The sequence below is a fragment of the [Roseibacterium] beibuensis genome (assembly GCF_039542305.1).
Taxonomy (GTDB): Bacteria; Pseudomonadota; Alphaproteobacteria; order Rhodobacterales; family Rhodobacteraceae; genus Roseibacterium; species Roseibacterium beibuensis.
Map to the genome: position 1 here is coordinate 109,215 of NZ_BAABHW010000006.1, position 24,067 is coordinate 133,281.

Consider the following 24,067-nt stretch of genomic DNA (forward strand, 5'->3'; position numbering starts at 1 on the left):
TCAGGCGCGAAACCTCAACTCCAGCCGGTGATATCGTCGTCTTCGCCCAATTTCGGCGCGGGGCGGTCGAGGGCGAGATCGGCATTCGAAAACCGGAAGGGCGGGCGCACGCCCGGCACGCCATCCAGTTCGATCTGCATGCCCCGCGCCTGCACCTGCGGATCGGCGAAGACCTCGGCCAGATCGTTGATCGGACCGGCCGGCACGCCCTGCGCCTCGCAGGCGGCCAGCAAATCGGCCTTGGAACGTTTCAGCGTCGCCTCGGTCAGCCGCCGGGTCATCTCGTCGCGATTGGCGATACGGTCGGCATTGGTCAGGAACTCGGGCGCGTCGGCCATGTCGCCAAGGTCGAGCAGATGGCAAAGCCGCTGGTACTGCGCGTCGTTGCCCGTGGCGATGATGATCCAGCCATCGGCGCAATCGAACACCTGGTACGGCGTCAGGTTCTGATGCGCGTTGCCGATCCGCTGCGGCGGGGTGCCCGTGGTCAGGTAGTTCATCGCCTGGTTCGCCATGAAGGCGGTGGCGACGTCGAGAAGCCCCATGTCGATATGCTGCCCCTCGCCCGTTTCCCGGCGCAGATGCAGCGCGGCGAGGATGGCATTGACGGAATACAGGCCCGTCAGGATGTCGGTCACCGCGATGCCGACCTTTTGCGGCTGGCCCGACGGATCGCCGGTCACGGACATGACACCGCTCATGCCCTGGATGATGTAGTCATACCCGGCGCGGTGCGCGTATGGCCCCGTCTGCCCGAACCCGGTGATGGAGCAATAGATCAGGCCGGGGTTGATCGCGCGCAGCCTGTCGTAGTCCAGCCCGTATTTCACCAGCCCGCCCAGCTTGAAGTTCTCGATGACAACGTCTGCCTCACGGACGAGATCGCGGATACGCGCCTGGCCGTCCTCGGTGCGGAAATCGACGATGATTGATTTCTTTCCGCGGTTGCAGGAGTGGAAATAGGAGGCGGAGGTGTCGTCGTCCCGCTCGACGAAGGGCGGCCCCCAACGTCGGGTATCGTCGCCTTGGGGCGCTTCGACCTTGATGACCTCGGCCCCAAGATCGGCGAGCGTCTGACCGGCCCAGGGGCCAGCCAGGATGCGGGCGAGTTCAAGAACCCGGATACCCTTGAGCGGTGCCGTCATCCGTCGGCCTGCGCCTCTTCGAGGGCAGCGTCGAGATGGCCGGCAAGGTCTTCGTAGCTCATGTTGCCCAACACCTCGTCATTGATTACGACCGACGGCGTGCCTTCGATCGGATGCACATCCATCTGTGCCTCGTAATTGGCCAGCATCGCGCGGGCCATGTCGGCATCGGTCAGGCAGGCGTCGAGTTCGTCATTCGACAGGCCTGCCGTACGGCCGATGCGGCGCAGGTTTTCGACGATCTCGGCCGGGCTGCCCTGCACCCATTCGCGCTGCTGGTCGTAGATCAGATCGACGATCCCGAAATAGCGCATGGGACCACCGCAGCGGGCGACCATACCGGCCCAGAGGCCCGGACGGTCGAAATAGACTTCGCGATAGACGAACCGCACAAGGCCGGTGTCGATGTAATCCTCGACGAGGCGCGGCTTGACGTTGGCGTGGAAGGTCGCGCAATGCGGGCAGGTGAAAGAGGCGTATTCGTACATCGTGACCGGGGCGTCATCCGATCCCAGCACCATGTCCAGAATCTCGGGCGCGTCGCCGGCGGCCCCGTCCTCGGTCTGGGCATTGGCCATCCCGACGGGCAACAGCGGGGAGGGTGTATTGCCCCCCTGCAACAGACTATAGCCGCCAAGGCCCAATGCACCCGCGCCTGCGCCGGCGATCAGAAGGGTTCTGCGGTCGATGGTCATGAAACACTCCTCAAGTTCGTTTGTTGGTTAAAACGTTCCGGGCGAGGGCTGCAAGCGCGTTCCGCAGCCCCTCGTCTTCGATATGGGTCAGCCCCGTTGTCGCCTGTTTCAGACGCTCGGGATCGGGGGCGGCCTTGACGGGCTTGGCTCTCGGGGCGAAGGCCACCTGCCCTTCGGCAAAGCCGGTCGGCGCGGTTTGCGTGACCTGTACCCGGCTGACGGCGCGATAGCCGTAGCAGGCGTTCACGCGCTCCACGACGTCTTCGCGGCGCATTTCCAGCACGGGGGCGTTGGCCCCGGTGGTCAACAGGACCAGCGTGCCACCAAAGCCGCGCCCATAGGTGATGCGCACCGGCAGCGCGATCTCGGCGATCTCGGCGCCCACGATCTCGGCCCAATGGGTCAGGAGCCGCGCCTCGGCGAAGCCGCGCTTTTCGGCCGGGCCACGGAGGTGCCCCGAAACCAAGGCACCCGCGCGCTCGAACCCGCGCTTGCGGCGGGTGGGCGGTTCGGGCGATGTGACTGCCTTGCGGGCCATGGGTTGCCTTCCTGAGTTCCCGGGCAATCTATGCCGCATCGGGGTGCTAACCAATAACAGACCGACAAGGGGCGGGATAAAGCTTGCGTGACGATGAGTTACAACGCGCGTTACTCGACTGGTACGACGCCCATGCGCGCGACCTGCCGTGGCGTGTGGGTCCGGCGGCGCGGATGCGGGGGGAATTGCCCGATCCCTATGGCGTCTGGCTGTCCGAGGTGATGCTGCAACAGACCACAGTGGCCGCCGTGAAGGACTACTTCCTGCGCTTCACGACGCTTTGGCCGACGGTGGGCGACCTGGCAGCGGCCGAAGATGCCGACGTGATGGGCGAGTGGGCCGGCCTTGGCTACTACGCGCGGGCGCGCAACCTTTTGAAATGCGCACGGGTCGTGGCCGGGGACATGGACGGGCGGTTTCCCGAGACCGAGGACGGGCTGCGCGAGCTGCCGGGGATCGGCCCCTACACGGCCGCCGCCATTGCCTCGATCGCCTTTGACCGGCCGGCGGTGGTGATGGACGGCAATATCGAGCGGGTGATGGCGCGGATTTTCGCGGTGGAAACGCCCCTGCCCGCCGCCAAGCCCGAATTGAAAAGCCATGCCGCGCGGCTGACGCCCGAGGATCGGCCCGGCTGCCACGCGCAGGCCTTGATGGACCTGGGCGCGACGATCTGCACCCCGAAAAGCCCCGCCTGCGGGATTTGCCCTGTCATGGCGGCCTGCGCCGCCCGCAAGGCCGGGATCGCCGCAGGTTTGCCGGCCAAGGCGCCGAAGAAGGCCAAGCCCACGCGGCACGGCATCGCCTATCTCGTCCAGCGCGAGGATGGCGCGTGGCTGCTGGAAACGCGGCCCGAGAAAGGGCTGCTCGGGGGCATGCTGGGCTGGCCCGGCAGCGATTGGGTGGAGGGCGAACCCGCCGCCACCCCGCCGCTGGATGCCGCGTGGCACGATCCGGGGCTGGAGGTGCGGCACACCTTCACCCATTTCCACCTGCGTTTGTCGCTGCGGGTCGCACGTGCACCGCTGAACGCGGTGCCGCGACGGGGCGATTTCCACGAGCTTGCCACGTTCCGGCCCGCAAGCCTGCCCACGGTCATGCGAAAAGCCTTCGACCTCGCCAAAGGGGCCATGCCCGCGACATCGGCGCCGCATTGACGCGACATCGGAATGGGCAGAGCCTTTGGCAGACTTGGGTGAACGGAGCTGTGGCCATGATCCCCGCTGAACAAGTGCAATCCTTTCGCAATGCCATGCCCTTCTGGGCGTCGATCCTGTTGATCCCCCTCATCATCTTCGTGGCGACACAGGGCGGTTGGTGGCTGATCCTGATGCCGCTCAGCACGTGGTGGCTGTTCACGCTGCTCGACGCGATCACCGGGCTGAACCTGGAAAACGCGGACCTCGAAACGACAGAGGATCAGCTCTTCTGGTATCGCCTGATCACGATGATCTGGTTCCCGCTGCAATTCGCGGTGATCTACGGCTTAATCTGGTACGCGCAGCACACCGACCATCTAAGCACCGGCGAGAAACTCGGGCTGTTCTTCGGCGTCGGCGTCATCTCGGGCACGATCGGGATCGTCTATAGCCACGAGTTGATGCACCAGAAGACCAAGTCGGAACGCTGGCTGGCGGACCTGCTGCTGGCGACCGTGCTGTATTCGCATTTCCGCTCGGAACACCTGCTGGTGCATCACCGCTATGTCGGCACGCCGCGCGACGCGGTGACCGCGCGCTATAACGAGGGGTTCCACCGCTTCTTTCCGCGCGTTCTGGTCGAAGGCTATGCCTCGGCCTTCCGGTCCGAAGCGGCGATGCTGAAACGCAAGGGGCGCCCATGGTATCACCCGAGCAACCCCTTCTGGAAATTCTGGGCCCTGCAGGCGGCTTGCCTCGCGCTTGCCTATGCGCTTGGCGGATGGGGCGGGCTGGGCCTGTTCCTATTCCAGGCTTTCATCGCCGTCTGGCAGTTGGAACTGACCAACTATGTCGAGCATTACGGCCTGACCCGGCGCTATCTCGGCGATGGCAAATACGAGCATGTCCTGCCGCGCCATAGCTGGAATGCCGCGCACAAGGCGTCGAACTGGCTGTTCATCAACTTGCAGCGGCATTCCGATCACCACTACAAGCCCGACCGCCGTTTTCCCCTGTTGCAGAACTATTCCGAGGACGAGGCGCCGCAACTGCCCTTTGGCTATCCGCTGATGACAGCGGCAGCCATGGTTCCGCCACTCTGGAAGCGGATCATGAACAAGCGGGTCAAGGCGTGGCGGCGGACATACTATCCCGATATCGAGGATTGGCACCCTTACAACAAGGGGCTGAACCCGGCGCCGCGCGGGGCGGCCTGAACGCCTAGTCCGCGGCCTCGGCATCCAGATCGAGGGCCTTTCGCAGCAGGGCGTTGAACTGCGCCCGTTCGCTTTCGTCGAGATGGGCCAGGATTTCGCCCTGCATGGTGCTTACGGTTGGCGTGAATTCCTCAAGGAGCGCACGGCCAGTCTCGGTCAACTGCACCACGCGCGCGCGGCGGTCCTGTTCGCTGACGCTGCGCTCGACCAGGCCCTTGCGCTCCAGCCGTTCGATCACCCCGCCGATGGTCGCGCGGTCATAGGCGATCAGGGCGGCAACGCGCGCCTGGTCGATGCCGGGATGTGTGCGCAGGGCGTCCATCGCCGCGAACTGAACCGAGGTCAGGTCGACACCAACCTCTTTCGCGCGCTCCTGGAAAATATGGGTGGAGCGTTGGTGCAGCCGCCGGATCAGGTGGCCGGGCATTCCATAAAGCTTCATGCGCTTGCTCCCGCAGGTGAGGGTGCGCGCAGTCTAGCGCGCCACGAAGCCCATTGTAAGTATACATATCTTTTTGATTGACGCAGATAGTAAGTATACATACTTTATCACTTGACGCAGGGCGGGAGGACAGCATGCAATTTCACCTGAACGGTTTTCGGCCCGGCAACCCTGAGATCGCGGAGGAAGCCGGCCGCTCGGTCAAATCAGACGAAGTTGACGTGTTGATCGTCGGCAGCGGCCCCGCTGGCCTGACCCTCGCCGCGCAACTGGCACAGTACCCCGAGATCACCACGCGTTTGGTCGAGCGAAAATCGGGACCGATGGAAAAGGGGCAGGCCGACGGCGTCTCCTGCCGCTCGATGGAGATGTTCGAGGCCTTCGGGTTCGCCCATCGGGTCAAGCGTGAAGCCTATTGGGTGAACGAGACGACCTTCTGGAAACCCGATGCCAGCGACCCGAGCCAGATTGTCCGCGCGGGTCGGGTGCAGGATGTCGAAGACGGCCTTTCCGAAATGCCCCATGTCATCCTGAACCAAGGGCGCGTGCATGACATGTATCTGGAACTGATGCGCAACGCGCCCACAAGGATGGAGCCGGATTACGGGCTGCAATTGGTCGATCTGAGGGTCCACCCAACGGCAGAAGACTACCCCGCGACCGTCACGCTGGAAGACGAGGCAACCGGCGACCGCGAAACCGTCCGCGCCCGCTACGTCGTCGGGTGTGACGGGGCGCGCAGCGGCGTGCGGCAAGCGATCGGACGACAGCTTCAGGGCGACTCGGCCAATCAGGCCTGGGGCGTGATGGACGTGCTGGTGGTGACCGATTTCCCCGATATCCGGATGAAAAGCCTGATCCAGTCCGACAGCGAAGGCACGGTGCTTATCATCCCGCGCGAGGGCGGCTACCTCGTGCGGCTTTATATCGAACAGGAAAAGCTCAAGCCGGATGAGCGCGTCGCGGACCGCAACATCACCATCGAGAAACTGATCGAACGCGCCAAGCGCATCTTTCATCCCTACAGCCTCGAGGTGAAAGACGTGGTCTGGTGGTCCGTCTACCAGATCGGCCAGCGCCTGACCGACAAGTTCGATGATGTCCCGGAGGAGGAGGTCGCCACCCGCCTGCCGACCGTCTTCATCGCGGGCGATGCCTGCCACACCCACAGCCCCAAGGCGGGGCAAGGCATGAACGTGTCGATGGGCGACACGTTCAATCTCGGCTGGAAACTGGCCGCCGTGCTGCGCGGGCAGTGCAAGCCGGAACTGCTGCACAGCTATTCCGAGGAACGGCAGGGCGTGGCGCAGGACCTGATCGATTTCGACCGGGAATGGGCGCGGATCATCAGCGAACGGCGGGAGGAGGACGGGGACACCCCCCACTTCCAGCGCGCCTTCGTCAAGCAGGGGCGGTATACGGCCGGGGTCGCGGTGAAATACGCACCGTCCATCCTGACCGGCACGGCTACATGGCAGGGGCTGGCCAAAGGGTTCGAGATCGGGACGCGGTTTCACTCTGCGCCGGTGATCCGGCTGGCCGATGGCAAGCCGATGCACCTGGGCCATGTGGTGCAGGCCGATGGACGCTGGCGGCTGTTCGCCTTTGCGCCCGAGGGCGACCGGGGGGACGAAGGATCGGCTATTGCCGCCCTTTGCGCACGGCTGACGGATGACCCGGCCTCCCCGCTCAGGCGCTACACGCCCGAGGGCGCGGATGTGGATGCCGTGTTTGACCTGCGCGCGGTGTTTCAGCAAGGGTTCCGCGATCTGGCCTTCAGCGCGATGCCCGAGTTGCTGCGCCCGGCCAAAGGACGGTTCGGGCTGTGCGACTACGAGAAGGTTTTCTGCCCCGACCTGAAGGACGGGCCGGATATCTTCGACCTGCGGGGCATCGACCGTCAGCAGGGCGCGCTGGTGATCGTGCGGCCCGACCAATATGTCGGCCATGTCCTGCCGCTGGACGAACACGCCGCCTTGCAGGGCTTTTTCGACGGGTTCATGCGCCCCGCGACGGCCTAACGCTGGATGGCCGGGGTCTTGTGGATCTCGGTCCCGTTCTCGGCCGCGCCAACAAGGTAATGGGCCACGTCGGCACGGGCGATCACACCCTGCCGCCACGTCTCGGGCTCGACCAGCACCTGGTAGCGGCCGGTGCCCTTGTTGTCGGTCAGGATGCCGGGGCGCGCGATGGTCCAGTCGAGCGTGGACGCCTTGATCAGGTCCTCCTGCACGGCCTTGTCGGCATAGGCACGACCCAGGATCGCCTTGAAGGTCGCCTTTTCGGGCCAGGAGAGTTTCGCGTAGCTGTCCCCGGCCCCGAACCCCGTCACCGTCAGCAGGCGCTTGACGCCCGCCCCCTCCATCGCCGGAAGGATGGCGCGGGTCGCATCGGAAAACAGCGTCGTGGGCATCAGCGCCTTGACGCTATGCGGCACGCCGATGGCAAGGATGACGGCATCCGCCCCCTCGACCGCGCGGGCCATATCCTCGGGGCTGGTGGCATCGCCGACCAGGTTTTCGAGGTTTTCGTCCTCGATGTCGATCTTGTCGGCGCTGCGCGCAACGGCGCGCACATGGTGCCCGCGCGACAGCGCTTCTTCCATCACCTTGCGGCCGATGCCGCGGGTCGCTCCGATCACCGTAATGCGCATGACGATACCTCCTGCACCACTCAGATAGGCGCGTTGTGTGACATCGCAACGAAAAGACCCCGCCAACCGAATGGGTGGCGGGGCGAAGTGTCCGCCGGCGAGGTATCAGCCGGCAGGCGGTGTTATCCCTTGATCAGCGGCCCATCTCAGCGCGGATCTGCTGGCGCAGCACGTCGATGGAGACGGTCTTTCCATCGCGACGGAAATGCCAGTAGGTCCAGCCGTTGCAGGACGGCGCCCCTTCCAGCGTGGCGCCGACCTTGTGGATCGAGCCCCTCACATCATCGGCGATCAGCGTGCCATCGGCGCGGACCTTGGCCATATGCCCCCGGGGGCTGACCAGCATTTCACCGGGGCGCAGCATGCCGCGCTCGACCAGCTGGCCGAAGGGCACGCGCGGCTCGGCGCGCTTGGACTGCGTGACCTCCAGCGCGGTCTTGTCGAAGCGGCGGACCTTGGACAAACGCTTTTCGGCGACCTTGCGATACGCCTCTTCGCGCTCGATCCCGATCCAGTCGCGCCCCAGCATCTTGGCCACGGCCCCGGTCGTGCCGGTACCGAAGAACGGGTCGAGCACGACGTCGCCCGGCTTCGTGCACCCAACCAGGATACGATGCAGCAGCGCCTCGGGCTTTTGCGTCGGGTGGGCCTTGTCGCCCTTGTCGTCCTTGAGCCGCTCACCGCCATTGCAGATCGGGATCACCCAGTCCGAGCGCATCTGCACGCCTTCGTTCAGCTCCTTCAGGGCCTCGTAGTTGAAGGTGTATTTCGCGCCCTCGTCACGGCTGGCCCAGATCATCGTCTCATGGGCATTGGTCAGGCGCTTGCCGCGGAAATTCGGCATCGGGTTCGATTTGCGCCAGACCACGTCGTTGAGGATCCAGAACCCCTGGTTCTGCAACTCGGCCCCGACTCGGAAGATGTTGTGGTAGCTGCCAATGACCCACAGCGCACCGTTCGGTTTAAGCAGGCGGCGGGCCTCGGCCAGCCACGCCTTGGTGAACTCGTCATAGGCGCGGAAACTGTCGAACTGGTCCCAGTGGTCGTCGCAAGCATCGACCTGGGTATTGTTAGGGCGGTGCAGCGTGCCCTTGAGCTGCAGGTTATAGGGCGGATCGGCAAAGATCAGGTCCACGCTCGCGTCAGGGAGCGCGCGCATCGCCTCGATGCAATCGCCGGACAAAATGGTGTTGAGCGGCAGCGTGGCTGCCGGTGTCTTGGTTTTCGTGGTCATTGTCTGCCTCGTTCCGACGCCTCTGACGGGCGTTTCGTTCGTATGGGCAGAGAGTCGCCGAAACGCGATTCGCCGTCAATTTATTTTTTTGAATCAGAGACTTGGGCGAAATTTAGGCACACAAGATGTTGTGCACGGGTCGGAAGGAACGTCTATGATGCGGGGTGACCCCAAGATCTTGGAGTCCCTGAAGATGCAGTTTTGTCGGATAACCTGCGTTCTTCTCCCAGCCGTAGCCGGGAAATTCCTCGGCCAACCGCGTCATGACCGCGTCGCGGGCCACCTTGGCGATGATCGAGGCGGCGGAAATCGACAGGGACAGGGCATCGCCCTTGATCACGGCGGTGGCCGCGCAGGGCAAACCATCGGGAATGGCATTTCCGTCGATCAGCGCGTGGGTCGGTGGACTGGGCAGGCCCTCGACCGCGCGACGCATGGCGAGCAGGGCGGCATTCCGAATATTGATCGCGTCGATTTCCTCGACCGAGGCCCATCCGAGGCTGACCTCGGCATGGGTTTCGATCGCCTCGACCAGAGCGGTACGGCGCGCAGCGGTCAGTTTCTTGGAGTCGTTCAGGCCCGGCGGCAGGTGGGTGGGATCCAGAACCACGGCAGCGGCGGTCACCGGGCCGGCAAGCGGGCCGCGACCGACTTCGTCCACGCCGGCGACACGGCCACCCAAGGCGGCCTCCCGGCTGAAATCAGGCAATTCACTCATGGCGATGTCATCCCATGCAGGCCCGCGCGGCACAAGAAAGGGCGGCACGCTTTCAGCGTACCGCCCGGGATCGGTCTGCTCGATGATCCTTATACTCAGTGGCGGCGCAGATCCGCCTCGCGGACCCAGCCGTTCTGGGCGAGGCACCGGCCGCCATAGATCATGCGGCGTCCACGGTCCGTCCGCACCTCGCGCAGGCAGTGAGCCGGCAGAAGGTTGGGATGCCGCACATTATTCAGCATGCAGCGACGGACATAGCCACGGTACACGCCGTTGCGGTCGCGGCCCTGGATGAAACAGCGGGTGGGCGCCACAAACACGTGGCGGCGCGGGGGCTGGACATGGCGCGGCGGCGCGCCCGGCGGCCAGTTGTAGATGCGGTCCACCGGGATCGCCTGGCCTCGGTGGTCATTATCAAGGGCCTGGCCAAGCGCATAAAGCGCGATCAGCCCGCCGATAAGGGCAGCGGCATCATCGGCGTCTGCGCGTGCAGGTGAACTCGACGCACCAAGCGCACCGAAGAACAGGGCCAATGACAGACCGGCCGCAGGCAGGATTCGGAAAATTGATGGGGTCATCACTTGGGTCTCCTGACGGTCGTTGGGCGCCCCGGATGCGTGCGACAGGGGCGGCACGGCTCGGGGCCATGACGCAAGCGTCCCTTTATTGGCGATCGCCAAGCAATATCGCGGGTTGGTTATCGGATAACGCCGCGCGAAAACCGCGATGTCATTGCATGACACGGGACACAGGGGGCATCTGTCAGGCCGAGCTGCCGCTGCAAGGGCCTGCGCAGACGCTAGTCCCGGTGCACATGACCGCAAAGAACCATATCGAGCCAGAGACAAAGACATGAAACGACTTGTGAAACTCCCCCTCGTGGCCGCGATGCTCGCGGTCCTCGCAGCCCCGCTGCATGCGGGCTGTTTCGCCGATTATCGCGCGAATATGGATAACCCGCTCAGACTGCATTACGGTGTGATCGAATTGCCCGATAGCGCCTGTTCGGTCGCCGCCGCCGCGCCCGTGATTTCCAGCCGCATCGCATCGGGAGGTTGGACATTGATGCAGGTGATCTCGGTCTTCGACGACTCGGGGCTCGCCTCGAGGAGGGCCGATGCCGGAGAATTCTTCCTCCGTTACTGAGACGCGGATCGCCACCACCCGCGTGGTGCAACTGGGCATTCTGGCCGTGATCGCGATTCTCGTGACCTCGGCCGTGCTCCTCTTCGTGAACCTGCCCGATGCGGATGCGTTCAACACCGCCGTGCAGGAAATCTTCGTGGCAAGCGACGTGCGCGACCCCGATGCCACACGCGTGCTGGAAATCCTTGCGCTGACCGGGACAACCTTTTCCAAGGTTCTGGGCAGCTACCGGGCGGTGATCTTCGTGCTGATCGTCTTCGCCACCGCCCTGCTGATTGCGTGCCTTGTGTTCCTGATCACGATCATCACGCTCAACCGCCGCATGGGCGAGATCGAGCGGCAGGGCATCCAGGTCTCCTCCCTGATCCTCAGCCGGGAAGAAGGCGTGGTGCTGATCAACAACCTGGAATTCAAGCTGACCCAGGCCGCGATGGAGACGTTGAGCGTGCTGGCCGAGGCGCGGCTGGACGACGATGTGCTGACCGGCGCACAGATCGAGGCGATGGTGTCCGGCAAGCGGGAGTCCGACGTCGACGAGGCCGCGGGGGCGACGCGGATCAAGCGGCTGCGTGACACGCTCGGCAACCAGATCGTCAGCGAACTTCTGGTCAAGAACATCGCCAGAAAGGGCTACGTCCTGGCGATCGACAAGGACGTCATCCGGATGATGTGAGGCGGGTGCGTCTTGCCAGACATGAAAACGCGGCGCCCGGCGCCGCGTTTCGTATTCTCAGCTATCGAAGAAGATCAGCAGTAGGGCGCACCGCGACCGTAACCAGCGCGATCGGTGATGTTGCCGTTGTCGGCATCGGTATAGCCGCTATAGGCGCCGCCGTAACCGCGACCGCAGCCGGCGCGGTCGGTCCAGTTGCCGTTGTCGGCATCGGTGCCTTGCGCCTCGGCGGGCGTCGGCGCCAGCGATGCGGTCACACCGGCGGCCCCACCCGCAGCCATCAGGCCGAGAAAGCCACGGCGGCCGGTCGCCTGAGGTTTGTGATCGGTGGTGATCTGGTCGTCGGTGAGGGTTTTCTTCTTGTCGTCGTCGCTGGACATTTTGCGTGATCTCCCGTGCGCGCTGTCTGGCTGTATCAATGGCGCGACCATAGGCGGCCCATTCCAGCCGCGTCAACGAAAGCCTTACGCAAGGGGAATGGACGTTGATCCAATGCCGCCGGCGTGGTCTGACTTGTGCCAACAATAACCATACGTCACGGAACACACATGACCCAAAACGATTACAGCTTCGATTGGACGATCGCCCCGGAAACACCGGAAACCTTCTTCGGCGAGTATTTCGAAAAGAAGCCGATGGTCGTACGTCGCAACGACCCCGAGTATTACGGCGATCTGCTGACCTACGAAGACATCGACCGGGTCATCACGACGATGGGTCTGCACCACCCCGAGATCAACGTGACAAAGGCCGGCGGCAACATAACGCCCGAGGATTTCGTCTACGAATCCGGCCTTGTCGATCCGGTTCGGGTGAACCAGCTCTTCGATGAAGGAGCGACGGTGATCCTGTCGGGTCTGCACGACCGCCTGCCGAAACTGGCACGTTACTGCCGCGCGCTGGAGCAGGTCATGTCCTGTCGTGTGCAGACGAATATCTACATGACGCAAGCCCAGACCCAGGGGTTCAAGGCGCATTACGACAATCACGATGTGGTCGTTCTGCAACTGTCGGGCACGAAAGAGTGGCGGATCTACGACACGCCGGTGGAGCTGCCGCTGAACAGCCAGGCCTTCAATCCGCATGACGTGGAGATCGGGCAAGAGACCGACCGCTTCCTTCTGCATCCGGGCGACATGCTCTATGTGCCGCGCGGGCTGGCCCATGACGCGGTGGCGACCGGTGAACCGTCGCTGCACATCACCACTGGCCTGATGCTGCATACCTGGGCCGACCTGATGGTCGAGGCGGTGCAGGTCATGGCGCATGACGATGCAGCGTTTCGCCGGGCCCTGCCCCCGGGCTTTGCAAGCGCGGGCTTCGACGCAAGCGCCCATGCCGGCACGTTCGATGCGCTGGTCAAGCGTCTGGGAGAGGCGCCGCTGGCAAAGCTGCTGGCCAGCTTCAAGATGGAATTCCTGATGAACCGCATGCCGAGGGTCGAGGGGCAGATGGCGCAACTGGCCAGGCTGGATGGCCTGACGGTGGAGGCTCAGGTCGGTGCGCGGCCGCATGTAATCTACGACCTCGCGCATCTGGAAGAGGACGGGCAGGTGCGCCTCGTGGCGCAGGGCACCGAGGTCATCATGCCCGATTTTGCCCGCGAGGCGCTGGAATACGCGATCACCACGCCAACGTTCCGCATCGCCGACATGCCCGGGGAGCTCGACGATGCCGGCAAGGTGGTTCTGGTAAAGCGGCTGGTCCGCGAAGGCCTGATGGTGGTGCACTGACCCGGACAAGGGTTTCGCCGCGCTTCGCGCGTCGACCGATGCGAGGGGGTGCTACCCCCTCGCGCTCCCCCGGAGTTTTCTTGCCAAGATGAAGCAGCATTGACTCGGTGCCAAAGGCGACGCCCGCCTGAGGCAAGGGGTGGGGCCGTGACCTGACCCGTCACTCGGCCTCGGCTGCTGCAACGTTCTCCTTGACCAGATAGAACGTATCCGGCGTGACCGAGATCGTGTCGATCCCGGCCTCGACCAGCAAACGCGCGAACTCGGGATCGTTGGACGGGGCCTGCCCGCAGAGCCCCACATTGCGACCCGACGCATGGGCGCGTTCGATCACCTGCCGGATCATCCACAGGACAGCCGGGTCGCGTTCACGGAAGAGATCCGCCAATTCGCCGGAGTCGCGGTCGACCCCGAGGGTCAGCTGCGTCAGGTCGTTCGACCCGATCGAGAACCCGTCGAACCGTTTGGCGAATTCCTCTGCAAGGATCACGTTCGATGGAATCTCGCACATCACATAGACTTGCAGGCCGTTTTCGCCGCGCTTGAGCCCCGCTTCCTCCATGACCGTGAGAACGCCATCGGCCTCCTCCGGCGTCCGGCAGAACGGGATCATCACGATCACGTTGGTGAACCCCATCTCATCGCGCAGATGCTTGATGGCCGCGCATTCCATGAGGAAGCCGGGCTTGTATTGCGGCGTCGTGTACCGCGCCGCGCCGCGAAAGCCGATCATGGGGTTTTCTTCCTGTGGCTCGAATCCCGCACCGCCCAGGAGCGCGGCGTATTCGTTCGTCTTGAAATCGCTCATCCGCACGATGGCAGGCTCGGGCCAGACGGTGGCGGCGATCTGGGCAAGACCGCGGGCAAGCGATTGAACGAAGAAGTCGCGCGGGCTGTCGAAGCCGCGGCTGATAGTGGCGATCTGGGCCTGCGTCCGAGGATCGAGCACGGAGGGATCATGCAGCGCCATGGGATGCGCGCGGATCGTGTTGGCGATGACAAACTCCATCCGCGCAAGCCCGACACCCGCCGCAGGCAGGCGCCACCAACGGGTGGCCGAGGCCGGGTTGGCGAGGTTCAGCATCACCCGTGTTTTCGTGTCGGGTGGGGTGACCTGCCGAACCTCTTCGACAGAGATCTTGGCCCGGCCCTCATGAACGGTGCCGTCGGCCCCTTCGGCGCAATTGACGGTCACCTCCTGCCCATCGGTCAAAAGCGCGGTCGCGGTGCCGGTGCCGACAATAGCAGGCAAGCCCAACTCGCGGCTGACGATTGCGGCGTGGCTGGTGCGCCCGCCGGAGTCGGTCACGATGGCCGAAGCGCGCTTCATGATCGGCACCCAATCCGGGTCGGTGGTGCCGGTGACAAGAACCGCCCCGTCGATGAAGCGGTCGATCTGCTCGGCCGAGCGGATGACGCAGACCGGCCCGGCGGCTGCGCCGTTGCCGATGGACAGACCGCGGAGCAGAACGGGGCCTGCGTTATGAACCTGATAGCTTCGCAACAAGCTTTCGTCGGCACGGGATTGCACCGTTTCGGGGCGCGCCTGCACGATGAACAACTCACCCGTGTCGCCATCGCGGGCCCATTCCATGTCCATCGGGCAGCCATAATGCGCCTCGATCCGCGCGGCGTAGCGGGCGAGTTCGACGATCTCGGGGTCGGACAGAACGAAGCGATCGCGTTCGTCCTGTGTCGTTTCGATATTGACGGTCGGGTGTTCGTCATCCTCGCCATAGATCATCTTGATCTCTTTCGCGCCGAGGGTCTTTTCGATGACCGGCGACAGCGCGGGATCGTCGAGAAGCGGCTTGAACACTTCGTATTCGTCGGGGGTCACGGCGCCCTGCACGACATTCTCGCCAAGCCCCCAGGCGGCATTGATCAGAACCAGCTTGTCGAAGCCCGTTTCGGTGTCGATGGAGAACATCACGCCCGACCCACCGGTGTCGGAGCGCACCATCTGCTGCACCCCCACGGACAGCGCGACAGCGAGATGATCGAAGCCCTGAACGCGACGGTAGCTGAGCGCACGGTCAGTGAAGAGCGAAGCATAACACCGGCGGCACGCGTCGAGCAGCGCGTCAGCCCCCTGGATATTCAGAAACGTCTCCTGCAGGCCGGCGAAACTGGCATCGGGCAGGTCCTCGGCATTGGCCGAGGATCGGACCGCAACCGACAACTCCGGCGTACCGGCGCGCTCGGATAATGCGGCATAGGCCGACAGGATCGCCTCGCGGATGTCATCCGGCCATGTGCCGCGCAGGATCATGGAACGGATCGCCTCGCCCGTTTCGTGGAGGCTGGCCCGCTCGGCGTCCCATTCGGCGATGGCGCCCGAGATCGCGGCGCGCAAATCGTTGTGGTCGATGAAACGCCAGAAGGCGTCCGCAGTGGTGGCAAAACCCGGCGGCACGCGAATACCTGCGCTGGAGAGGTTCTGGACCATCTCGCCAAGCGACGCGTTCTTGCCGCCGACCACGCCGACATCCCCGCGTACCAGGTCGTCGAACCAGATCACACTGGCCTCTGATGTTGCTGTCATGTGTCGTTTCCTCCCGATCCTGTCGGAAGAGGGTCGGACAGACTACCGAGGCGCAGCCTTGATACACGTCAAGGTTGATCAGGTTTCGCGCAGAAGATGGTGACCCCGGCAGGACTCGAACCTGCAACCTATCCCTTAGGAGGGGATTGCTCTATCCAGTTGAGCCACGGGGCCGATGCCCCCTTGTCGGGCATTTCGATCGGTCACGCAACCTTGCCCGAGCCGGGTTGCGGTCGGGGCCACGTGGCGCGTATCAATGGATGATAGCGCTACCCTGGCAGGACGACCCCTTTGCGCGGACGCAACCCTTTTGACGGAAAACCGCAGATGACCCTGCGCGACGTGGCCGAGGCCGCGGGCGTGTCGGAAATGACGGTCAGCCGCGTGCTGCGCCAGCGCGGGGATGTTTCGGAGAAAACCCGGGAACGGGTCTTCGCCGCGGCACGCCAGCTGGGCTACGTGCCCAACAAGATCGCGGGCGCGCTGGCCTCGAACCGGGTGAACCTGGTGGGGGTCGTGATCCCGTCCCTGTCGAACATGGTCTTTCCCGATGTCCTGGGCGGAATCGGCGAGGTGCTTGGAGAAACCTCCCTCCAGCCGGTGATCGGCACGTCGCGCTACGATCCCGAGCAGGAAGAGAAAGTCATCTACGAGATGCTGAGCTGGCGTCCCTCCGGCCTGATCGTGTCGGGGTTGGAGCATACCGATGCCGCCCGCGCGATGATGGCGAATGCGGGTATCCCGGTGGTCGAGGTGATGGACGTGGATGGCGAGCCCGTCGCCGCGGCGGTGGGCATCAGCCACGAGGCGGCCGGCCGGGCCATGGCGCGCGAGATCGCGGCGCGCGGGTATCGGCGGATCGGCTATCTCGGCTCGTCTTCCATTGCCGATCACCGGGCGCAAAAACGGCTGAAAGGGTTCCGCGAGGGGCTGGCCGAGGCGGGCCTCGGGCTTGCGGACGAGTGTTTCTACGAGGGAAGCTCCGGCTTCGGCACCGGGCGCGGCATGGCCGAGGAGATCCTGACGCGGACGCCCGACCTCGATTTCCTCTACTTCAACACCGACATGAATGCGGTGGGCGGGCTGATCTATTGCCTCGAAAAGGGCTATTCGATCCCCGATCAGATTGGGCTGGCCGGGTTCAACGCCTTCGAGGTGCTGGACGGTCTGCCCATGCGCATCGCCACGATGGACAGCAAGCGGCACGAGATCGGCCGCAAGGCGGCGGAGCTGATCGCAAGCGGCGAATTGACAGACGAGATCGTGACGCTGGAGCCGGAGTTTCAGCCGGGCGACACGGTGCGTGACGGCTGAACGGGAAACGGGGGCGACGGCGCGTGGCACCCGCCCCCGAAAACAATCGTCAGATCAGAACCCGATCACCGCATCGGCCAAGGCCACGAACAGCGGGATGCTGAGGATGGCGACCGGGGTCCCGATACCGGTGGACGACCCGATATAGGCCGAAGGGTTGGCCTCGGGCAGCGCGCCGCGGATCGTCGGCGGCCCCGAGATATCCGAACTGGAGGCCGCCATGACCGCCAGAAGGACCACGCCCCCCGCCGAGAAACCGGTCAGGTAATGGGCGACCAGCCCGAGGCCGAAACCGATCAGGCCGTGCACGATGGGCGCGGCGACCGCGTAGGCGATATAGGCATGGGCGACCTTGCGCAGTTCCGACAACCGGCTCCACGCCTCCATCCCGAGGATCAGCATCAGGAGCGACAGGAGGCCCGAGAAGAGCGGATCGTAGAAGCTTTCGACCACCGCATCGGGCCGCGCCACGATGCCAAGGATCAACCCCAGCAGCAGGGCCGAGACAGCGGAACTGCGCAGCGTGTCGGTGATGATCTCCTTGACGACACCGGGGTGCCCGCCACCACCGGCCCCACCAAAGGACAGGGTCATGGTTGCTGCGCCCCCTTGGCCGCTGGTCGCCGTCCGCGCGGTCGCCAGACGCCCAAGAACGATGGCCGTGACCAGCGCCGCGATATCCATGAAGGGATAAAGCGCGCCGATGAACCCTTCATAGGGCAGGCCGCCATCCTGCATGACCGCCATGCCCGCCGCCAGGGTCGAGGCAGAGACCGCCCCGAACAGGCCCGAGGTCGCGATGCCGTCCACCGGTGAGACCCCCCGGGCGCGCGCCAATGTGACCGCGCCGATCAGGACGATGGCGATGCCGGTAACCATCGCGGCGATGGCGGGGACGAGAAGTTGGGCAAGATCGGCTTCGCGCACCGAGATGCCGGCTTCCAGCCCGACCTTCAGGAGCAGGACCATGACGATGAACTTGTAGATTGCGTCGGGCACTTTGAATTGGCTGCCAAGCGCAGCCAGAACCATGCCGCCGATGAGAAAGGACAAGGTCGGCTTTTGCAGCTGCGTGACCATTGTCGTCAGCAGATCGGACAGGAACTCCATCGGACACCTCCGGGAATGAATGACTGGAGTGGAGGTAGCGACGGCATGAAAAGAAGAAAAATATATCTTTCAGGATAAAATATTCTATTTTTCAGAACATGAAGGATCTGAACTATCATCATCTTGGCTATTTCCGCGAGGTTGCCCATGACGGGAACCTCACCCGCACGGCCGAGCGGCTGAACCTGTCGCAATCGGCGCTGAGCACGCAGATCAAGGCGTTGGAGGATCGGCTGGGGCAGAAGCTGTTTGACCGCGTCGGCCGTCGGCTGGAACTGACCGAGGTGGGGCGGATCGCGCTGGATCATGCCGACCGGATCTTTGGCACCGGGGAGGAGTTGCTGGCCACCCTGCGCCATGCCGGGCGCGCCGCCGCGCCCCTGAGGGTGGGGGCGCTGTCCACGCTCTCGCGCAACTTTCAGCTTGGGTTCCTGCGCCCGGCGCTGGAGGCCGGGGAAGTTCGCCTCGCCCTGCGCTCGGGTAATGTGCAAACACTTCTCGACGCCTTGAAGGCGCTGGCGCTCGACGTGGTTCTGACGACCGATCCACCCCCCGGCGATTACGGTGCGCAATTCACCGCGCAGCGGATCGCGGAAACCTCCGTAGGTATCCACGGCGTGCCGGACCGCTTGCACCACGACACCCTGGCCGCCCTGCTGACCAGTGAGCCCTTCATCGTGCCCACCGAAAGCTCGATCCGCACCGGGTTCGAGGCGTTGACCGCGCAACTGGGCATCCAGCCCCGCATCGCGGCCGAGGTGGACGACATGGCGATGGTGCGCCTGCTGGCGCGCGAAGGGGTTGGCCTCGCCATCGCGCCTTCGGTCGTCTTCGCGGATGAATTACGCGACGGGCGGCTGCAAACGGCGCCCTTCGAGCTGGACATCGTCGAAAGCTTTTTCGCGATCACCGTGCCGCGCAGCTTTCCCCACCCGGCACTGGAGGCGTTGCTTCCGCAGGGCTGAAACCGCTCAGCATTCGGGGATGTTCACCGCCAACCCGCCCTGGCTGGTTTCCTTGTACTTGTGGGACATGTCGATCCCGGTCTGGCGCATCGCCTCGATGCAGTTGTCCAGCGGGATGAAATGCGTGCCATCCCCGCGCAGGGCGAGGGAGGCCGCGGACACGGCCTTGATCGCGCCAAGCCCGTTACGCTCGATACAGGGCACCTGGACAAGGCCCGCCACCGGATCGCATGTCATGCCAAGGTGATGTTCCAGCGCGATCTCGGCGGCGTTTTCCACCTGTTCATTCGTGCCGCCAAGGGCGGCGCAAAGACCCGCCGCCGCCATGGCACTGGCCGAGCCGACCTCGCCCTGGCAACCGACCTCGGCGCCGGAAATGCTGGCGTTATGCTTGATGAGGCCGCCAATCGCAGCGGCGACCATCAGGAAGGTGCGCCGCCCCTCCTCGGTCGCGCCGATGCAATGGTCGCGGTAGTAGCGCATCACGGCAGGCACGACGCCGGCCGCCCCGTTGGTGGGCGAGGTCACGACACGCCCACCGGCGGCGTTCTCCTCGTTCACGGCCATGGCGTAGACCGACAGCCAGTCGTTCACCGTGTGGGGTTGGGCGATGTTCGTCCCTGCTTCGGCCTTGAGTTGTTCGTGGATGGCCCGTGCCCGGCGTTTGACGCGCAGGCCGCCGGGCAACTCGCCCGACATCCGCAGGCCGCGGTCGATGCAATCGTCCATCGCGGCCCAGATCCCATCGACCCCGTCGCGAAGTGCTGCGCGCGGCGTCAGGCGTTCCTCGTTCGCCCATTTCATCTGCGCGATCGTTTTCCCCGAGGCGCGACCCATCGCCAGCATCTCGGCCGCCGAGCCGAACGGATAGGGAAAGCCCGCTTCTTCCTTCTCGGCATGCAGGGCGGCGGCCCCGCCCTGATCCTGCTGCGCCAGTTCGCGCGCCGTCATCACGAACCCGCCGCCGATGGAGTAGTAGGTCTCCTCCATGTAGAGGTTCCCGGCTGTGTCGAAGGCCCGCAGGATCATGCCGTTCGCGTGTCCCGGCAGGGGCGGGCCATAATCGAACACCAGGTCTTTCTCGGGATCGAACCGCAGGGGCGGCAGGCCGGGCGGCGTCACCTGCCCGCTGGCGCGAATGTCGGCCTCCAGCTCTTCGGCGCGGTCAGGGTCGAGGGTGTGGGGTTCGAACCCCGCGAATCCAAGGATCACGGCGCGGTCGGTCGCATGGCCCTTGCCGGTGAAGGCCAGCGATCCGTGCAATGAACAGCCCAACGCGGCCAGATCGCCCGCGCCCGGTTCCTTCTCGCGCCCGCCGCGCAGATCGGACAGGAAGCGCGCGGCGGCGGTCATCGGCCCCATCGTGTGCGACGACGAAGGACCGACCCCGATCTTGAAGATGTCGAAAACGCTGAGAAACATGGCGCACCCCTTTTCGGGATGCACCCTAGCGCGCCGGATAGCTCAGGTCACATCGCATGCGACGCGGCGGGGCCGGTCTGCGACAGCCCCCCGGTTACGGCGACCGCGAAGCCCGGGCGTATTCGCGCAAAACCACCTCGGTCCCGTCTTGCCAGATCATGCGAAGCCATTGCTCGAACGCATCGGCAAAATCCGTATGCGACGCGAGATCGCCGTAGAGGTCGCCCTGATGCAGCCAGCTGCGCGGATTGTCCTTGGCCGTTTGCGCGGCGGCAACAAGGGTGGCCCAAGCCGGATCGTTCGGTTCGATCACCGACCCATCCTCCCGCGTGCCGGCACACATGCGGGCCCACAGCGCCTCGACCAGCGCCAGCCCTCGAACGGGGCCACCGACGGCGAGCGCGTCGCGCAGGATCGGCAGGACAAACCCGGTGTGGCGGGACGATCCGTCAAACGCGACGCGGCGTGTCGTGTCGCGGATGGCCGGGTTGGAAAAACGACGTTCGATCAGGTCCAGGTATTGTGTCGGCGTCATGCCGGGGACAGCGTGGACGTAAGGCACGATTTCCTCGGTCTGCACCTTTCGGAAAAAGGGTGCGATGGCCGGATGCGCCGCGCATCCCGCGATGGTCGGCACCGAGAGCAGTTCGCCCGCATTGGCCAACACTTGGTGACCCGCATTCAGGATACGGATCTTCATCATCTCGTAGGAATGTACATCGTCGGTAAAGGTGGCGCCGACACGGTCCCAATCGGGACGACCGGCGCAGAAATCATCCTCGATCACCCATTGGCGGAAATTCTCGTGCGTGACGGGGGCGGCGTCCTCTATGCCCATCTCGCGCGCGAGGGCCAATTCGGCTGGCCCGGTCGCCGGGACGATGCAATCGACCATCGAGTTCGGAAAGCTCGCCTCGGCCTCAATCCAGTCAGCCAGGGCCGGATCGCTCAACCGGGCAAGGCCCACGACGGTCTGCCGCAGAACGCCACCATTGCCGCGCAGGTTGTCGCAAGACAGGCCGGTAAAGGGGCCGATCCCCGCCTCTCGCCTTGCGCGCAAGGCCGCGACCATCGCGCCGAAGGCCGTGCGGGGCCGGTCGGGGTGAATTGCATCATGCCGGATGTCGGGATGGCGGCTATCGAACAGGCCAGTCGCCGGGTCTGTGTAGTACCCGCCCTCGGTCACGGTCAGCGCCACGATGCGGACAGACGAGTTGGACATGGCCGCAATAAGCGGGCCATTGCCCTCTTCGATGGGCAGGTAGTCGATCATTGCGCCGGTGACCTCCGCCGAGCGGTGGTCTGGGGCGAGCTCGATCAGGGTGGTCAGGCAATCCTGCGCAATCAGCCGTTCGCGCATCGCCGCGTCATAGGGCCGGACACCTGCGCCGATGATCGCCCAATCCAGCGCCTCGCTTTGCTGCATCAGCCGGTGCAAATACCACGCCTGGTGCGCACGATGGAAATTGCCCAGCCCGATATGGACGATCCCGGGGGTCAGGGCCGAGCGGTCATAGCTCGGACGCGCGATTCCCTTGGGCAGATCGGCCAGCGTGCTGTTGGACAGCCGGACGGGGTGGGCAGTGCTTGCAATCATCAGCTCATCCATTGTCCGCCGTCCACGTTGTAGCACTGCGCCACGATGTAATCGGCCTCGGGGGTGGCGAGGAATACCGCCATGCCGGTCAGGTCCTCTGCCCGACCCATGCGCCCGTAGGGGACACCCGCGCCGACCTCTTTCTTCTTTTGCCCGGGGGCCTTGCCCTCGTACTTGGCAAAGAAGGCGTCGACGCCGTCCCAATGCTCCCCATCCACGACACCGGGCGCGATGGCGTTCACGTTGATCCGGTGTTCGATCAGGTTCAGCCCGGCCGATTGCGTCAGGCTTATGATCGCGGCCTTGCTGGCACAATAGACCGCGACGAGCGGCTCCCCCCGGCGACCGGCCTGGCTTGCCATGTTGATGATCTTGCCGCCCTGGCCCCGGTCGATCATGTGGCGCGCGACGGCCTGCATGGTGAACAGCACGCCCGAGACGTTGATATCGAACACGCGCCGGTAATCCTCGCGCGTGATCTCGACGATCGGCGCGGCGCTGAAAATCGCGGCGTTGTTGATCAGGATGTCGATATGGCCCATGGCCGCGATCGCCTCGTCCACGGCGGCGTCGATGCTTTCCTGTCGCGTCACGTCCATCGCGATCGCAGTGGCGGCCGGGCCGATCTCGTCCACGGTTTTCCGCGCGCGGGCGATGTCGATATCTGCGATGCAAACCTTGGCCCCCTCGCGCACATAGGCCTCGGCAAAGGCCCGCCCGATACCGCGGGCCGCACCGGTGATAAGCGCCGTTTTTCCTTCAAGCCGGCTCATGCGATCCGCAGCCCCTGCGCGTCGAAACGGTGCATCCGCTCTTCATCCGGCGTGAGGTAAATCGTGTCGCCGTGGTTCATGTCGACCTCGCCCCCCGCACGCACGGTGATCGGTTCGGGCCAGCCGTCGACATGGACATGGAAGAACGTGTCAGAGCCGAGGTGCTCGGCCACGCCGACCCTGCCCTTCCACTGGCCTTCGGTCGCGGACGGCGTGATGTGCTCGGGGCGGATGCCGACAGTGGCCGCCCCCCGCTTCTCGGCCTCGGCCCCTTCCAGAAGGTTCATCTTGGGGCTGCCGATAAACCCGGCGACGAATGTGTTGCGCGGTTCGCGATACAGTTCCAGCGGGCTGCCCACCTGCTCGATATGCCCGGCGCGCAGCACCACGATCTTGTCGGCCATGGTCATGGCTTCGACCTGATCATGGGTGACGTAAATCATCGTGGTCTTGAGGCGCTTGTGAAGCTCGGAAATCTCCAGCCGCATGCCGACACGCAGCGCCGCGTCGAGGTTCGACAGCGGCTCGTCAAAGAGGAAGGCCGCAGGCTCCCGCACGATGGCGCGGCCGATGGCGACACGCTGACGTTGACCGCCCGAAAGCTGGCCCGGACGCCGGTCCAGGTAGTCGGTGAGGTTCAGAACCTCTGCCGCGGCCTCGACTCGCCGGTTTTGTTCGGCAGGGTCCAGCTTGGCCATGCGCAGCGGAAAGGCGATGTTCTTGCGCACCGACATATGCGGATAAAGCGCGTAGGACTGGAACACCATGGCAAGGCCACGCTTGGCGGGCGGCACCATCGTGGCGTCCTGCCCGTCGATGCGGATCTGTCCGCCGGAGACATCCTCCAGCCCCGCGATCAACCGCAGGAGCGTGGACTTGCCGCAGCCCGAGGGGCCGACGAAAACCACGAACTCCCCGTCTTCGATGGTCAGGTCCAGCGGCGGAATGACTTCGACCTCACCGAAGGCCTTGCGGACCTTGTCGAGCGTGATGCGTCCCATGCAGAGG

General features: G+C 64.7%; 23 protein-coding genes and 1 tRNA gene. 8 read left to right on the top strand and 16 right to left on the bottom strand.

The genetic code is table 11. The features are described 5' to 3' along the window. Nucleotides 1–14: 14 nt before the first annotated feature. From ABD923_RS16880 to ABD923_RS16890, 3 genes are read right to left on the bottom strand one after another with little or no spacing between them, the layout of a single operon-like run. Complete coding sequence (locus ABD923_RS16880; RefSeq protein WP_259553302.1) at nt 15–1,145, bottom strand: CaiB/BaiF CoA transferase family protein; 1,131 nt, start codon at nt 1,143–1,145, stop codon at nt 15–17. After that, nucleotides 1,142–1,840 (bottom strand): DsbA family protein, encoded by a 699-nt coding sequence (locus ABD923_RS16885; RefSeq protein ID WP_310796438.1) that lies wholly within the window; start codon nt 1,838–1,840, stop codon nt 1,142–1,144. The genes ABD923_RS16880 and ABD923_RS16885 overlap by 4 nt, the downstream gene beginning before the upstream one ends. A 10-nt stretch (nt 1,841–1,850) precedes the next feature. Continuing rightward, the gene (locus ABD923_RS16890; protein ID WP_259553301.1) at nt 1,851–2,378 is read right to left on the bottom strand and encodes a DUF721 domain-containing protein; all 528 of its coding nucleotides are present in this window, start codon (nt 2,376–2,378) and stop codon (nt 1,851–1,853) included. 83 nt (nt 2,379–2,461) lie between these two features. Between ABD923_RS16890 and mutY the strand changes: the two genes are divergently transcribed. Continuing rightward, nucleotides 2,462–3,535, top strand: coding sequence for an A/G-specific adenine glycosylase (mutY, locus tag ABD923_RS16895; RefSeq protein WP_259553300.1), 1,074 nt, complete (start codon nt 2,462–2,464; stop codon nt 3,533–3,535). 56 nt (nt 3,536–3,591) lie between these two features. Beyond that, nucleotides 3,592–4,734, top strand: coding sequence for an alkane 1-monooxygenase (locus ABD923_RS16900; protein WP_259553299.1), 1,143 nt, complete (start codon nt 3,592–3,594; stop codon nt 4,732–4,734). A gap of 4 nt (nt 4,735–4,738) precedes the next feature. On the opposite strand, the gene ABD923_RS16905 is transcribed toward ABD923_RS16900, so the two are convergent. Continuing rightward, nucleotides 4,739–5,176, bottom strand: a complete 438-nt coding sequence (locus ABD923_RS16905) for a MarR family winged helix-turn-helix transcriptional regulator (protein ID WP_259553298.1) — start codon at nt 5,174–5,176, stop codon at nt 4,739–4,741. A gap of 134 nt (nt 5,177–5,310) precedes the next feature. On the opposite strand from ABD923_RS16905, the gene ABD923_RS16910 reads away from it, so the two are divergent. Next, nucleotides 5,311–7,197, top strand: a complete 1,887-nt coding sequence (locus tag ABD923_RS16910; RefSeq protein ID WP_259553297.1) for an FAD-binding monooxygenase — start codon at nt 5,311–5,313, stop codon at nt 7,195–7,197. Here ABD923_RS16910 and ABD923_RS16915 read toward each other — a convergent pair. The 4 genes from ABD923_RS16915 to ABD923_RS16930 all read right to left on the bottom strand — a co-directional run bounded on the left by ABD923_RS16915 (nt 7,194) and on the right by ABD923_RS16930 (nt 10,314). Beyond that, nucleotides 7,194–7,829 (bottom strand): NAD(P)-dependent oxidoreductase, encoded by a 636-nt coding sequence (locus ABD923_RS16915; protein WP_259553296.1) that lies wholly within the window; start codon nt 7,827–7,829, stop codon nt 7,194–7,196. The two genes, ABD923_RS16910 and ABD923_RS16915, sit on opposite strands and share 4 nt — an antisense overlap. 133 nt (nt 7,830–7,962) lie before the next feature. Then, nucleotides 7,963–9,063 (bottom strand): site-specific DNA-methyltransferase, encoded by a 1,101-nt coding sequence (locus ABD923_RS16920; protein WP_259553295.1) that lies wholly within the window; start codon nt 9,061–9,063, stop codon nt 7,963–7,965. 112 nt (nt 9,064–9,175) lie between these two features. Continuing rightward, nucleotides 9,176–9,781, bottom strand: a complete 606-nt coding sequence (locus tag ABD923_RS16925; protein ID WP_259553294.1) for a ribonuclease HII — start codon at nt 9,779–9,781, stop codon at nt 9,176–9,178. Nucleotides 9,782–9,876: 95 nt separating this feature from the next. Continuing rightward, on the bottom strand, nt 9,877–10,314 hold the full coding sequence (locus ABD923_RS16930; RefSeq protein ID WP_345229543.1) for a hypothetical protein: 438 nt from the start codon (nt 10,312–10,314) through the stop codon (nt 9,877–9,879). Between the two features lie 319 nt (nt 10,315–10,633). Between ABD923_RS16930 and ABD923_RS16935 the strand changes: the two genes are divergently transcribed. Together ABD923_RS16935 and ABD923_RS16940 are read left to right on the top strand one after the other, a co-directional pair. Continuing rightward, nucleotides 10,634–10,927, top strand: coding sequence for a hypothetical protein (locus tag ABD923_RS16935; protein WP_222191797.1), 294 nt, complete (start codon nt 10,634–10,636; stop codon nt 10,925–10,927). After that, entirely contained in the window at nt 10,899–11,600 is a 702-nt protein-coding gene (locus ABD923_RS16940) for a winged helix-turn-helix domain-containing protein (protein WP_259553290.1), read from the top strand. Before ABD923_RS16935 ends, ABD923_RS16940 begins: the two co-directional genes overlap by 29 nt. Before the next feature lie 74 nt (nt 11,601–11,674). Here the strand turns inward: ABD923_RS16940 and ABD923_RS16945 are convergent, their stop codons facing one another. After that, the gene (locus ABD923_RS16945) at nt 11,675–11,980 is read right to left on the bottom strand and encodes a twin-arginine translocation signal domain-containing protein (protein WP_259553289.1); all 306 of its coding nucleotides are present in this window, start codon (nt 11,978–11,980) and stop codon (nt 11,675–11,677) included. A gap of 168 nt (nt 11,981–12,148) precedes the next feature. On the opposite strand from ABD923_RS16945, the gene ABD923_RS16950 reads away from it, so the two are divergent. Further along, the gene (locus tag ABD923_RS16950; RefSeq protein ID WP_259553288.1) at nt 12,149–13,333 is read left to right on the top strand and encodes a cupin domain-containing protein; all 1,185 of its coding nucleotides are present in this window, start codon (nt 12,149–12,151) and stop codon (nt 13,331–13,333) included. A 160-nt stretch (nt 13,334–13,493) separates the two neighbouring features. Here ABD923_RS16950 and ppsA read toward each other — a convergent pair whose 3' ends face one another. Together ppsA and ABD923_RS16960 are read right to left on the bottom strand one after the other, a co-directional pair. Then, nucleotides 13,494–15,878, bottom strand: coding sequence for a phosphoenolpyruvate synthase (ppsA, locus tag ABD923_RS16955; RefSeq protein WP_259553286.1), 2,385 nt, complete (start codon nt 15,876–15,878; stop codon nt 13,494–13,496). A gap of 97 nt (nt 15,879–15,975) precedes the next feature. Next, nucleotides 15,976–16,052, bottom strand: a tRNA-Arg gene (locus ABD923_RS16960). 153 nt (nt 16,053–16,205) lie between these two features. Between ABD923_RS16960 and ABD923_RS16965 the strand changes: the two genes are divergently transcribed. Then, nucleotides 16,206–17,192: a LacI family DNA-binding transcriptional regulator gene (locus ABD923_RS16965; RefSeq protein WP_259553285.1), complete on the top strand. Its 987-nt coding sequence runs from the start codon at nt 16,206–16,208 to the stop codon at nt 17,190–17,192. 54 nt (nt 17,193–17,246) lie between these two features. Here ABD923_RS16965 and ABD923_RS16970 read toward each other — a convergent pair whose 3' ends face one another. Beyond that, on the bottom strand, nt 17,247–18,302 hold the full coding sequence (locus ABD923_RS16970) for a sodium-dependent bicarbonate transport family permease (protein WP_259553282.1): 1,056 nt from the start codon (nt 18,300–18,302) through the stop codon (nt 17,247–17,249). Nucleotides 18,303–18,400: 98 nt separating this feature from the next. Here ABD923_RS16970 and ABD923_RS16975 point away from each other — a divergent pair, with 98 nt between their 5' ends. Then, the gene (locus ABD923_RS16975; RefSeq protein ID WP_259553281.1) at nt 18,401–19,267 is read left to right on the top strand and encodes a LysR family transcriptional regulator; all 867 of its coding nucleotides are present in this window, start codon (nt 18,401–18,403) and stop codon (nt 19,265–19,267) included. A gap of 6 nt (nt 19,268–19,273) precedes the next feature. On the opposite strand, the gene ABD923_RS16980 is transcribed toward ABD923_RS16975, so the two are convergent. The 4 genes from ABD923_RS16980 to ABD923_RS16995 all read right to left on the bottom strand — a co-directional run bounded on the left by ABD923_RS16980 (nt 19,274) and on the right by ABD923_RS16995 (nt 24,060). After that, the gene (locus ABD923_RS16980; RefSeq protein ID WP_259553280.1) at nt 19,274–20,689 is read right to left on the bottom strand and encodes an L-serine ammonia-lyase; all 1,416 of its coding nucleotides are present in this window, start codon (nt 20,687–20,689) and stop codon (nt 19,274–19,276) included. Between the two features lie 94 nt (nt 20,690–20,783). Further along, a complete protein-coding gene (locus tag ABD923_RS16985; RefSeq protein WP_345229545.1) occupies nt 20,784–22,298 on the bottom strand; it encodes a mannitol dehydrogenase family protein in 1,515 nt (504 codons plus the stop codon). Next, nucleotides 22,286–23,059: an L-iditol 2-dehydrogenase gene (locus ABD923_RS16990; protein ID WP_259553278.1), complete on the bottom strand. Its 774-nt coding sequence runs from the start codon at nt 23,057–23,059 to the stop codon at nt 22,286–22,288. The genes ABD923_RS16985 and ABD923_RS16990 overlap by 13 nt, the downstream gene beginning before the upstream one ends. Continuing rightward, on the bottom strand, nt 23,056–24,060 hold the full coding sequence (locus tag ABD923_RS16995; RefSeq protein WP_259553277.1) for an ABC transporter ATP-binding protein: 1,005 nt from the start codon (nt 24,058–24,060) through the stop codon (nt 23,056–23,058). Before ABD923_RS16995 ends, ABD923_RS16990 begins: the two co-directional genes overlap by 4 nt. Between the last annotated feature and the right edge of the window lie 7 nt (nt 24,061–24,067).